Consider the following 12,339-nt stretch of genomic DNA (forward strand, 5'->3'; position numbering starts at 1 on the left):
CCGGCCGAAGGGCGCGACGGTCACCCTGCGCGGCCAGATGGTGACCATGAACGACGCCTTCTCGGGCCTGTTCTTCGGCCTCGCGGCGGCGATCGTGCTGATCTACCTGCTGATCGTCGTGAACTTCCAGTCCTGGCTCGACCCGTTCGTGATCATCACCGCCCTGCCGGCCGCCCTGGCCGGGATCGTCTGGATGCTGTTCGCCACGGGCACGACCCTGTCGGTGCCGGCGCTGACCGGGGCGATCATGTGCATGGGCGTGGCGACCGCCAACTCCATCCTGGTGGTCAGCTTCGCCCGCGAGCGGCTGAACGCCACCGGCGACGCCTTGCGCGCCGCCACCGAGGCCGGCTTCACCCGCTTCCGGCCCGTGCTGATGACCGCGCTGGCCATGATCATCGGCATGGCGCCCATGGCGCTGGGCCTGGGCGAGGGCGGCGAGCAGAACGCGCCGCTGGGCCGCGCGGTGATCGGCGGGCTGATCTTCGCGACCATAGCCACCCTGATGTTCGTGCCGGTGGTGTTCAGCATCGTTCATGGCCGGAAGGCCGCCCAACCCTCCAGCGCCGAGGACAATCCGGCGCTCCAGACAGGAGAGTCCTATGCCTGACCAGCCCGATAACCGCCGGCCGATCTCACCTCGGCGTCTGAAGATCGCCGGCGGCTCCGTGGCCGGACTCGCGGTCTGCGTCGTCGCCCTTGGCATCGTCAGCCGCGTCAGCGCCAATCAAGCGGTGGCGACCTGGACCAACGCCCAGGCGATCCCGACGGTCAGCGTGATCAGCCTGGCCGACCCGACCGGCTCCCAAACTCTGGTCCTGCCGGGCGACGTGCAGGCTTTCAACACCGCACCGAGCTATGCGCGCGTCTCGGGCTACCTCAAGCGCTGGTACGTCGACATCGGGACGCGCGTGAAGGCGGGCCAGGTGCTGGCCGATATCGACACGCCCGACCTCGACCAGCAGCTCGTCCAGGCGAAGGCCGACCTGCAGACGGCTATCGCGAACCAGCACCTGTCCGACACCACCGCCCACCGCTGGGCCGGTCTGCTTTCGCAGGACGCGGTGTCACAACAGGACGCCGACACCAAAAACGGGGACCTGGCCGCGAAGAACGCCTTGGTGGCGTCGTCCCGCGCCAACGTCGCGCGGCTGGAGGCGCTGGAATCGTTCAAGCGCATCACCGCACCGTTCGACGGCGTCGTCACGACTCGCTCCACCGATATCGGCGACCTGATCAGCGTCGGCGGGCCGACGGCGATGCCACTGTTCACCGTCGCCGACGAGAGCAAGCTGCGGATCTATGTGAGGGCGCCCGAGACCTATTCGGCGGCCATCCAGCCGGGCATGACCGCCACCTTCACCGTGCCGGAATATCCGGGCCGCACCTTCACGGCCAAGCTCGCCGCCAGCGCAGACGCCATCACGTCGCAGAGCGGGACCTTGCTGGTCCAATTGCAGATCGACAACGCCGACAGGACGCTGAAACCCGGCGGCTACGCTCAGGTCCGCTTCAGCCTGCCGGCCAGCCGCAGCGCCCTGCGGGTTCCGGCCACCGCCCTGATGTTCCGCGACAGCGGCATGTCGGTGGCGGTCGTCGGTCCCGCGAGCCGCGTCGCCATGAAGCCGGTGACGATCGTGCAGGACCTCGGGGCCACGGTCGAGGTCGCGGCGAACCTGACGCCGGACGATCGGGTGATCGACAGTCCGCCGGACTCCCTGCGCCCCGGCGATCTGGTGCGCATCGCGCCCGCAGGCGCCCCGAACGGAGGAAGCGCACATGCCGCGGGTTAAGCTCTTCGGGCTGGCGGCGACGGCCCTGGCGCTCACGGGCTGCTCCCTCGCGCCGCCCTATGCGCCGCCGCAGGTGACCGTGCCGCCGGCCTACAAGGAGATGGGTCCTTGGACGCCGGCAAGCCCCGCGGACGCAGCGCCCCGTGGTCCCTGGTGGACGGTCTACGGCGACGAGACGCTGACCGGGCTTGAGCAGAAGATCGAGACCGGCAACCCCGACCTCGCCCTGGCTTTGGCGCGATATGACGAAGCGCGGGCCAGCCTGGCCCAGGCGCGCGCCTCGCTCGTGCCCGAACTGGATGTGGGCGGCAGCGCGACCGCCAACCGGCAGTCGGCGAACCGGCCCCTTCGCGTGGGAGGGCCGTCCTACTACCAGGACGACACTGTCGGCGCGACGATCTCCTACGAGTTCGATCTCTGGGGCCGCGTGCGGAACATGGTCGCCGCGGGCAAGGCCAATGCCCAGGCGAGCGCCGCCGACGTCGCCTCGGTGCGGCTCAGTCTGGAGGCGCAGGTGGCCGACGCCTACCTGAACCTGCGGGGATTGGACGCCCAGGCCGCGCTGCTGGACCAGGCCACGGGCGCCTATGCGAAGGCGCTGGATCTGACTCAGGTCCTGCACACCGGCGGCGCCGTGGCAGGCCTCGATGTCGGCCGGGCCAAAACCCAACTGCAGTCCACCCAGGCCCTGCGGACCGACGTCGGCGCCCAGCGCGCCCTCTATGAGCACGCGATCGCGGCGCTCGTGGGCGAGCCGGCCTCGGTGTTCTCGATCGCGCCGGACGCCAAGTTGCCGCCCACGCCGCGAACGCCGGTGTCCGCGCCGTCCGACCTCCTTCAGCGGCGGCCCGATATCGCGGCCGCCGAGCGGCGGGCGGCGGCGGCCAACGCCCAGATCGGCGTCGCGCGCGCGGCCCTTTACCCGACCCTGACGCTCGATGCGACCGGCGGCTTCCAGACGGCGGGCGCCGGCAACCTGCTGAGCGCCGCCAACAGCTGGTGGACCCTGGGCCCCTCCATCGCGATGGCCCTGTTCGACGGCGGCCGGCGCAAGGCGGTCGTACGCGCCAGCCGCGATCAGTTCGACGAGGCCAGCGCGACCTACAAGTCTACGGTGCTGACGGCCTTCCAGCAGGTCGAGGACAATCTCGCGCTCTGCAACCGACTGGCCGGCGAGTCGCGCCAGCAAGCGGCCGCCGTCCAGGCCGCCCAGCAGACCGAAGCGCTGGCGCTGGTCCAATACCGGATGGGCGCCGTCACCTACCTCGACGTGGTCACCGCCCAGACCGTGGATCTCGATGCGCAGCGGACGGAACTCAGCATCGAGACCCGCCGCCTGCTGGCCAGCGTCGACCTGGTTCGCGCGCTTGGCGGCGGCTGGAACCCGACGATCGCGCCGGTGGCCCCGGCCAGCTAAGCGCCTCCGCCGAGGCCCGGCTCCCTCGCCGAAAAAAACAAAGGCCGGCGCCCTCCGCCGCCTTGGAGCGACGCAGCCACTTGGCGCCGGGGCCGCCTCCAAGGTTCCGTGACCCTAGGGACCTCCGGCCGCGCCGCTTAAACAGAACCCGCGCCAGGTCTTCGCGACATCGTCGGTCGGCGGCGTGATCCGATTTTCGCGCGCTGGGAAGTCAGGCCGCCCCGCAGGCGGCAAGCGCGAAGGCTTGCGGGTCATCCGCGGCCAACAGTCGCCGATAGGTCAGTAGCGTGAAATCGGCAGCTGATTTCTCCAATCCCGCGATGACGGCGACGCCTAGGTTGCGGATCGCGCGAGGGGCGCGGAATGCGGAGGGGACCTGATGTCCGTCGATGCCTCGTCATCTCACGCCCGACCCAGGGACCGGCGCCCCGGTCCGGACCTCTTGCGACCGCCCCCGCGCCGCGTCCACGCGCGGCGTCCCTCCTCTTGCCCACGCGCCGCCGCCGGACCGCTGACCCTGTTCAGTCTCCTGGGCCTCGGTGGCTGCGGTGCGGGCGCCCCCTCGCTGAGCCTCGCAGGCTCCTATTTCCCGGCCTGGATCCTGTGTTCGCTGATCGGTGTCGCGGTGGGCCTCGCGGCAAGGATCGTCCTTTCCGCGACGCGGCTGGCGGAGACCGCCGCCTATCCCCTGGTGATCTGCATCGCCGTCGGCGCCATCGCCGGAGTCGCGGCGTGGCTGGTCTTTTACCGAGGTTGAAGGCAGTGAAGGCTGCAGGCCTCAAGCGCGTCGTCCCCATCGCAAGGCTTGTTACACTGGCCCTGGTCGTCGCCGCGGCGGGCTTGAGTCTCTATGCTTTTTCCACGGGCGAAGCGCGCCCGTCCTCGGACGACGCCTCGATCGACGCCGACACCGTCCACGTCGCGGCGACCGTCGGTGGACGTATTGTCAACATCGGGGTGGTCGAGAACGGCCGGGTCCGACGGGGCGACCTCCTGTTCCAGATCGATCCCGTGCCCTACGAATACGCCGTCGCTCAGGCCAGGGCCGATCTGGCGGCGGTAGAGGCGCAGCTCGGCACCCGGCGTCGGCTGGTGTCCACACAGCGCTCCAACACCCTCATTACGAGCGACGAGGCGCGGAACGCGGCGACAAATCTGGCGCTGGCGGACCGGACGGTGGAGCGTCTCCGGCCGCTCGCCGCGGAGGGCTATGTCCCTCGGCAGCAACTTGACCAGGCCGAAACAGAGGCGCGCGACGCGGAAACCCGGTTGCGCCAGGCCCGGCAGCAGCACGCCGCGGCGGTGACCGCTGTGGATACCGATCAGGCGGCCCTGGCGGAGATCGAGGCGCGCCGCGCGGCGCTCAATCTGGCGGAGCGGCATCTGCAGGACACCAGCGTCCGCGCCACTCACGACGGCTTGGTGGTAGGCCTGACGGCCGCGTCCGGTGAGATGGTGGCTCCGGGCCAGGCGCTGTTCACCCTCGTCGACGCGGACGACTGGTTCGCGGTGGCCAATTTCCGCGAGACGGACCTGAAGCCTGTCCATCCCGGGGACTGCGTGACGGTCTATTCGATGCTCGATCGCCGGCGCCCGATCGCCGGCGTGGTCCAGGGCGTCGGCTGGGGCGTGCTCGACCAGGATCGCATCAACCTGCCGCGCTCCGTTCCCTATGTGCAGCGCTCGCTCGACTGGGTTCGGGTCGCCCAGCGGTTTCCCGTCAGGGTGCGCCTGCGCGCCCCGCCGTCCGAGCTTGTCCGCCTGGGGGCCAGCGCCGTCGTGGAGATCAAGCATGGCCCGGCCTGCCGCTGACTCCGCCCGCGGCTTCGGCCCGTGGCTCGGCGAGCAGCTGGCGCCGACCCCGGGCAGATTCGCCTTCGCGGCGAAGCTCGCAGTGATCTGCACGATCACGGCCGCGGCCAGCGCGATCTATCGCACCCCCGACCCGGCGCTGGCGGCCTACCTCGCCTTCTTCCTCAACGCCAGGGACCGGGCCACGAGCCTGCTGCTGGAACTGGTTCTCACCCTGGTCGTGGCGATCGTTCTAGGGATCGTCTTGGCCACGGCGATGCTCGTGCTCGATCACGCGGCCTGGCGCGTTGGCGCGATCGCGGTGCTTTCCTTTGTCCTGCTGTTCCTGGCGTCAGCCAGCAAGCTGAAGCCGCTGGCCGCGAACATCGGCATGATCCTCGCCTTCGGTCTCGACAAGCTCGGCCTGGCCCAAGCGGGCGAGGAGGCGACGCGGGCCATCCTCTATACCTTCCTGTTCGTGGCCATGCCGGCGTCGGTCTCGATCGCCTACAATGTCTTCCTGGGGCGCCATCCCCGCCGGATGGCGACCTCGGAGCTGGCCCGCCGGCTGCGCCACTGCGCAGAGCTGCTGCGGACGCCGAGCCCCGCGCTCAGGGCCGAGTTGGCGCGCAGCCTCGGCGACGGCGGCGCCGAGATCCGCCACTGGCTGAAGCTGGCCAAGGCCGAACTGGGCGTGCGGTCCGCGGATCTGATCCGGCTCAACCAGGCGGTGTCGTCCACCTTGGAAATCCTCGCGACGGTCGACCTGCTGGCGTCCTGCGGACCCGCCCCCGCCGCCATCCGCGGCGACCTGGCCGACATCCTCGATGAAATGGCTCAGATCCTCGCCGACGGCGGCTATCCGACCGAGGTCACCCTTGTCCTGCCGGATTGGGCGGACGGCCCTGCGCTCGGTCGAGAAGCGGTGGCGGCGGCGCGGCGGGCGATTGTCGCCTTCACCGATCCTGCCCCCGTCGTGGCGGAGCCAACCCCCAAGGCGCGGGGCGGTTTCTTCGCAGCGGACGCCTTCAGCAATCCCGTCCACATGCAATACGCCGGCAAGATCACCGTCGCGGCCGTATCCTGCTATCTGCTCTACTCGCTGCTGGACTGGCCCGGGATCCATACGTGCTTCCTGACCTGCTACTTCGTTGGTCTGGGCACGGCGGCCGAGTCCGTCGAGAAGCTCGCGATGCGCCTCGCCGGAGCGGTGGTTGGCGCGACGGCCGGTCTGTTCGCCCTACTGTTCGTGATGCCGCACGTGGTGTCCGTCGGAGGCTTGATGATCGTCATCTGCCTGGGCACGCTGGGCGCCGGCTATGTGGCCGCAGGCTCGCCGCGCATCTCCTACGTCGGCTTCCAGATGGCCTTCGCCTTCTTCCTCTGCACGTTGCAAGGGCCGGCGCCTGACTTCGATATGAAGACCATCCGCGACCGCCTGATCGGGATCGCGATCGGCAATGTCGCCATCTACCTGGTCTCTACCCGGCTGTGGCCGATCAGCATCGCGCGGAGAGTCGACAGCGCCCTGGCCGGAACGCTGCGGGCCCTCGGCGCGGCTGCGCGCGCTCCGCCGCACGGCTCGCGCCCGGAAGAAGCGACGGCGGTTTACGCCGGCCTGGAGGCGATACAGACGGACCTCGGCCTGGCCCGCTACGAGCCCGGGTCGATCCGGGCCGACGAGGCCTGGCGGCAGGCGCGCCGCGTCGCCGTCGAGTATGCCGCCAGGCTGCAGAGCGCGCTTTTGGTGGCGGGCGAGGTCCGCATGGCGCCGCAGCTTTCGAAGCGTCTCGAGAGTTTGGCTGCGGGCCTGGAGGGCAGGGCGGCGAATGCGGCTCCGGCGGCCGCGGTGGAACGAGCGCCGGCTCGCAGCACGAGCGAAGTGATTGAGCAGAACATGCACCGCCTGGAAACGACCCTGGCCGGTCAGCCTGGAGGCGCTAGCCATGCGAGCGTTTGAGCGCCTCGGTGCGTGTCTCTTCGCCCTGTTCCTGGCCGGTTGCGCCACCCGCGATCTGGACCTCGCTCCCGATCGTCCCGATCGTCCCTGGAATGCGCCTGTGCGGGCGGGCGAGATCATCGCCGCGCCAGCCTCGCCGGCTCCACCCTCCGCGGGCTACGTCCTGCCGCCCAATCCGGCGATGGCGAAGGTCGAACCGCCGCCGACCCTCCAGGCTGGCCATGCCTATACGCTGGACGAGTTGATCGACCTCGCCGAGAGCCACGACCCGCAGACCCGGATCGCCTGGGACGAGGCCCGCGACGCCGCACTCGCGACTGGCGTCGCCCGTAGCGCGTTTCTGCCGGAGCTGACGGCCTCCCTGATTGGCGGCGCCCAGGGCGGTCACCAGGAGAGGTCCCTGGCCGGGGCCCAGGGGTCTGGGACGTCAAGCGGGGCGGCATCGATCTCGGCGGTCTCGCTCAAATGGCTGCTGTTTGATTTTGGCGGCCGCGACGCAATGCTGGACGCCGCCAAGCAGGGGAGCGTGATTTCGAACATCGGCTTCACCGCCGCGCACCAGAACCTGATCTACCGGGTGAGCCTGGCGTTCTATGCGGACGCAGCGGCTCGGGCGCGGCAGGCGACCGCCAAGCAGACGTTGATCGACGCTCAGGCGGTTCAGGCGGCCGCCGACGCGCGGTACGCCCACGGGGAGGGCACCGTGGTCGAAGCCGCCCAGGCGCGCCAGGCCGCGGCTCAGGCGGACTATGCGAGGATCCGCGCGGACGGGGCGGCCGCGGCCGCGCGCCAGGCGCTGATCAATGCCATGGGCGTGCCCCCTACGACCAGGCTGACCGTCGCGGACATCCCGCATCGCGAGCTGTCGGCTGAGGCGGACGGGCCGATCGACGAGCTGGTGTCCGCCGCGCTCTCCCGGCGGCCGGACGTGCTCGCCGCCTATGCCGCACGCAAGGCGAGCTTGGCCAAGATACAAGCGGCCAAGGCTGAGTTCATGCCGAAGGTCTTCCTCTCGGCGTCCGGCGGCTACACGACCGATAATTTGCGCGCACCCGTCCTGCCGGGGTTCGGAAGTGAAGGCGCCGTCCTCAACCTGTCGGGAGATAGGCTGGGCGGGACGGTGCTGCTGGGTGTCACCGTGCCGCTGTTCGATGGCGGCCTTCGAGCTGCGAACCTGAAGCGGGCCCGCATCGACGCCGACCGGGCGGACCAGCAGCTCAGCCAGGTCCGCAACGAGGCCGCACGCCAGGTGGTCTCCGCCGGAACCGAGCTGAAGACCAGCGTGGCCGCCTATCACGCCGCCGCGGCGCTGGTCGCGGCCTCGCAGACCAGTTTCGATTCAGCGCTGGCGGCCTACAAACATGGGGTGGGCGCTATCACCGACGTGACCGTCGCCGAGAGCAAACTGCTGGACGCGCGCAACACCGCCACGGACACCTACAGCAACGCCCTGTCCGCGGCGGCCGGCATGGCCTTTACGGCCGGCGCCTTGGGAACTGCACCGCCGGAGTGAGCTGAAGCCCCGCGGCGTCAGCGCTCATACGCCAAATTCCGCGCAATCCTCGTCAGGCGGCCGCGCCGCGTCGCCAAGCGCCCGGACTGACGCCCGCCCGCCGGCTGAACACCCGGGTGAAATGACTCTGGTCGGCGAAGCCGCAGCGCAGGGCGACCTGCGAGAGCGAGGCCTCGCGGTCTCGCAAGAGGTCCTTGGCGAGCTCCACCCGCCGGTTCATCAGCCAGCGGTGCGGCGCGACGCCCATCGACTTGCGGAACGCGCGGGAGAAGTGACTGACGGAAAGCCGGCACTCTCGCGCGAGTTCGGTCAACCCCACCGCGCCGTCCAGGTTGGCGGCCAGGATCTCCTTCGCGCGGCGCTCCTGCCAGGCCGCCAGGCCGCCACGGCGCCCCATGGAGTTCGGCCGCAGTCCGCCATAGGCCTGGGCGACATGGGCGCAGACGGCGAAGCTGACGTGCTCGAAGAAGATATGGCTCACCTCTTGGGGACGGTCGAATCCGCCGACGAGGGTGCAGGCGAGGTGGCGAATGACGGGGTCGTCCAGCCCCTGTCCGTTGGGCGCCCGGAGCTCCTCGATCCGATAGGCGCTCGCGTCGTCGGCGATCTCGTCGAAGGCTGAGCGCGGGAAATAGAATGCGACCGCCCCCATGGGGGCGTTCTTGAGGAAACGCGGGTTGCGCCGAAGGTCGTAGAAGATCGTATCGCCGCCCCGGTTCGAAACCGCGGGCGCGGCCCGGCCGTCCTGCCAGAAGCAGAAGTCGGGATAGTCGCGCGGGATGAGGCCGACGATGTAGGCGTCGTCTTCCGGGACCTCGTGGGTCATCTCGAGTTGCGGACTGTCCTCACGGATCTTCGCAACCATCACTCCCGTCTTGCCGAGGGCGCCAGTCAGCTGGGCGGGCCGCCGCTGCAGGCCCAGGAGCGAGACGAGCCGCTCACTCAGGGCTCCCATCTCAGACACGTTGGATCTCCGTCTTCGAGGCCCGAAACTATAAGCTTCCGTAGGGAAATGTCGAAGACCGGCGTTCGATATTGGCGTTTTTGCGCATCGATTGATGCGCGAAACGTACAAAGCGTGCGCCCCAGGTGACAAAGCGCGGCCGTGCAAATCGCCGAAGTTGGGCTTCAACCATGGGCCGGCATCGCGGCGGCCGGGTGCGCGACGCAGGCGAAGGTGCCCGCCAGCACCAGCCCGCCGCACAGGGCCAGCGGGATCGCCAGGCCGGCGTGGATGATCAGCAACGCGCCCAGCGCCGCGCCGGCGAAGATCGCGGCCACGGCGCCCAGCCGGCGCGCCCGGTTGGGGCTCCCGCCGCCAGCCAGGCCGGAATCGGCGGCGAGGCCTGTGAGCGTGAGCGTCAGCACCGTGGTGGTGAGGTCTGGGACCTTGAGCTGGCGGATCGTGGCGTTGCGGTAGCCCATGGCCAGGGCCGTGAGGGCGATGACGGCGTAGACGTCTGGCTCCGACGGGGCCGAGGCCCTGTTCAGGCCGACCGCGAAGGCAGCCCCGAGCCAGAGCAGCACCGTTTCGATCAGGGCGGAGGTGAGCAGCCAGCGGCGCAGGCTGCGGCCGACGTGCGCCTTGCCGACGCGCCCGCCGAGCGCGGCGCCTACGAGGAAGGCTGTGATCGCGAGGAAGCAATGACCGGCGTCGAAACCCGGCGCGCCGGCCACGGCGAAGCCCAGGAACACGATGTTGCCGGTCATGTTCGCGGTGAACACCTTGCCCAGGCCTAGCACGCTGACGGCGTCCACCAGTCCCGTGGTGACCGACAGGAGCAATAGCAGTGCGGGCAGCGGCGGGGCGGGCAGGGCCGCGGCGGTTGGGGCAGGCGGGACGGTGATGGCGGTCTCCCGATCAGAAGCGGAAGTTGGCTTCGAGGCCGAACATGCCGAGCGTCTTTGCCGGGCCCGTCTGGTGGATGAAACGCCAGCTCGCACGTCCGGTGCAGGTTGGGATTGCCCAAAGGTTAGCCGGGCGCTCGTAGCGCGGCTGTCACGTGCCGGGCGTGTTTTGTCTGGCCCTGCGCCGATTGCCGCGGTCGGCTCCGCGGCGCCTGGCTGACCGGTTCGGGCAACTGCCGCGTCGTTCGAGCAAGACCCGCGGGGCGCCCGCGAACGATCCTCGGCTGGCCGATCCGCTCAGCGGCGCTCCGCCAAGGAAAGACCTCTCCCATGCTCGGACTGATGCAGACCTGGCCGCTGACCGTCGACCGCCTGCTGACGCATGCGAAGACCTGGCACGGCGGCCGCGAGATTGTCACGCGCTCGGTCGAGGGGCCGATCGTCCGCACGACCTATACGGCTATCGAGGCGCGGGCCCGGAGGCTGACCAACGCGCTGCTGGCGCTGGGGATCGCGCCGGGCGATCGGGTCGCGACCCTCGCCTGGAACACGGCGCGGCACATGGAGGCCTGGTACGCGATCATGGGCATGGGCGTGGTTTGCCACACCGTCAATCCGCGTCTGTTCCGGGACCAGCTCCGCTACATCATCAACCATGCTCAGGACCGGATCATCTTCACGGACGTGGACCTCCTGCCGACCCTGATGGCTCTGCGCGCCGAGCTGCCGAGCGTCGAGCACATCGTGGTCATGACCGACCGCGCGCACATGGCCGATGGCGCCGATGCTGGCCTGCTCTGCTTCGAAGAGCTGGTCGAGCAGCACCCGGTCGACGCCATCTGGGGTGGGTTCGACGAGAACACGGCCGCGGGGCTCTGCTACACCTCGGGCACCACGGGAGACCCGAAGGGGGTGCTCTATTCGCACCGCTCGAATGTGCTGCACAGCCTCGTCACCCTGCAGAGCGATGTCATGGGCCTGTCCGCGCGGGACGTCGTCCTGCCGATGGTGCCGATGTTCCACGCCAACGCCTGGGGTCTGGCGCTCTCCGCCCCGGCGGTGGGCGCTAAGCTGGTGATGCCGGGCCCGAAGCTGGACGGGGGGTCGGTCCGTGAACTGATCGAGACCGAGGGCGTGACCTTCGCGGCGGCGGTGCCGACGGTCTGGGAGATGTTGCTCGATCACCTGCGGGCTACCGGCGCCCGGCTCCCCCACCTGAAGCGCGCGCTGATCGGCGGCGCGGCGGCGTCGGACGCCCTGATCCGCGCCTTCGAGGACGAACTTGGCGTCGCGGTAAGCCTTGCCTGGGGAATGACCGAGACCTCCCCCTTGGGAACCCTCGGCGCGACGACCCCGGAGGTGGAGGCTCTGCCGCCCGAGGCGCGCCGGCGCGAGCTGTCGAAGCAAGGCCGCGTCCCGTTCGGGGTCGAGATGAAGCTGACTGACGACGCCGGGGCCGCGTTGCCGCACGACGGCCTGGCCTTCGGACGCCTCAAGGTGCGGGGCCCTTACATCGCGCGCGCATACTTCGCACGTGAGCAGGAGAGCCTCCTCGATGCCGACGGCTTCCTCGACACCGAGGACGTGGCGACGATCGATCCGCTGGGCTTCATGCAGATCACCGACCGCGCGAAGGACCTGATCAAGTCAGGCGGCGAGTGGATCAGCTCGATCGCCATCGAGGACCTGGTCAGTGAGCACCCCAAGGTCGCGCTCGCGGCGGTGATCGGCGTGCCCGACCCGAAGTGGGCGGAGCGCCCCTTGCTCATCGTCAAGCTGCACGCCGGCGAACACGCCACGCGCGAAGAGATCCTGGGCGTCCTCGACGGCCGGATCGCCCGCTGGTGGATCCCCAATGAGGTGCGGTTCGTCGACGAGATCGCGCTCGGCCCCACGGGCAAGGTCGACAAGAAGCGGCTGCGCGAACTCTACGCGTCCACTGCCCTGGATAGTCCGCGCGCAAACGCCTGAGGGCGATCGCCGCCTCGCCCGCAAGGGCCGCAACGCCCGGACCCGC

General features: G+C 69.9%; 10 protein-coding genes. 8 read left to right on the forward strand and 2 right to left on the reverse strand.

Features of this window, described 5'->3' with window-relative positions; translation table 11 throughout:
• From VHS75_RS03650 to VHS75_RS03680, 7 genes are all read left to right on the forward strand, one after another.
• A partial coding sequence (locus VHS75_RS03650; RefSeq protein WP_329637246.1) for an efflux RND transporter permease subunit occupies positions 1–610 on the forward strand: 610 nt, incomplete at its 5' end.
• Positions 603–1,793: an efflux RND transporter periplasmic adaptor subunit gene (locus tag VHS75_RS03655; RefSeq protein WP_329637247.1), complete on the forward strand. Its 1,191-nt coding sequence runs from the start codon at positions 603–605 to the stop codon at positions 1,791–1,793. The genes VHS75_RS03650 and VHS75_RS03655, both read left to right, overlap by 8 nt.
• Positions 1,780–3,210, forward strand: coding sequence for an efflux transporter outer membrane subunit (locus VHS75_RS03660; protein ID WP_329637248.1), 1,431 nt, complete (start codon positions 1,780–1,782; stop codon positions 3,208–3,210). Before VHS75_RS03655 ends, VHS75_RS03660 begins: the two co-directional genes overlap by 14 nt.
• 379 nt (positions 3,211–3,589) lie before the next feature.
• Entirely contained in the window at positions 3,590–3,967 is a 378-nt protein-coding gene (locus VHS75_RS03665) for a YtcA family lipoprotein (RefSeq protein WP_329637249.1), read from the forward strand.
• A gap of 5 nt (positions 3,968–3,972) precedes the next feature.
• Positions 3,973–5,022 carry a multidrug transporter subunit MdtN gene (gene mdtN / locus VHS75_RS03670; RefSeq protein ID WP_329637336.1) on the forward strand — a complete coding sequence of 350 codons (1,050 nt, stop codon included), beginning with the start codon at positions 3,973–3,975 and terminating at the stop codon, positions 5,020–5,022.
• Positions 5,003–6,961: an FUSC family protein gene (locus tag VHS75_RS03675; protein ID WP_329637250.1), complete on the forward strand. Its 1,959-nt coding sequence runs from the start codon at positions 5,003–5,005 to the stop codon at positions 6,959–6,961. Before mdtN ends, VHS75_RS03675 begins: the two co-directional genes overlap by 20 nt.
• The gene (locus VHS75_RS03680) at positions 6,948–8,474 is read left to right on the forward strand and encodes a TolC family protein (protein WP_329637251.1); all 1,527 of its coding nucleotides are present in this window, start codon (positions 6,948–6,950) and stop codon (positions 8,472–8,474) included. Before VHS75_RS03675 ends, VHS75_RS03680 begins: the two co-directional genes overlap by 14 nt.
• A gap of 52 nt (positions 8,475–8,526) precedes the next feature.
• On the opposite strand, the gene VHS75_RS03685 is transcribed toward VHS75_RS03680, so the two are convergent.
• Entirely contained in the window at positions 8,527–9,429 is a 903-nt protein-coding gene (locus VHS75_RS03685; RefSeq protein ID WP_329637337.1) for an AraC family transcriptional regulator, read from the reverse strand.
• A 173-nt stretch (positions 9,430–9,602) separates the two neighbouring features.
• On the reverse strand, positions 9,603–10,259 hold the full coding sequence (locus VHS75_RS03690; RefSeq protein ID WP_329637252.1) for a YoaK family protein: 657 nt from the start codon (positions 10,257–10,259) through the stop codon (positions 9,603–9,605).
• A 393-nt stretch (positions 10,260–10,652) separates the two neighbouring features.
• Between VHS75_RS03690 and VHS75_RS03695 the strand changes: the two genes are divergently transcribed.
• Positions 10,653–12,293: a long-chain-fatty-acid--CoA ligase gene (locus tag VHS75_RS03695; protein ID WP_329637253.1), complete on the forward strand. Its 1,641-nt coding sequence runs from the start codon at positions 10,653–10,655 to the stop codon at positions 12,291–12,293.
• Positions 12,294–12,339 lie beyond the last annotated feature (46 nt).

This window comes from Phenylobacterium sp., from assembly GCF_036264965.1.
Taxonomy (GTDB): domain Bacteria; phylum Pseudomonadota; class Alphaproteobacteria; order Caulobacterales; family Caulobacteraceae; genus Phenylobacterium.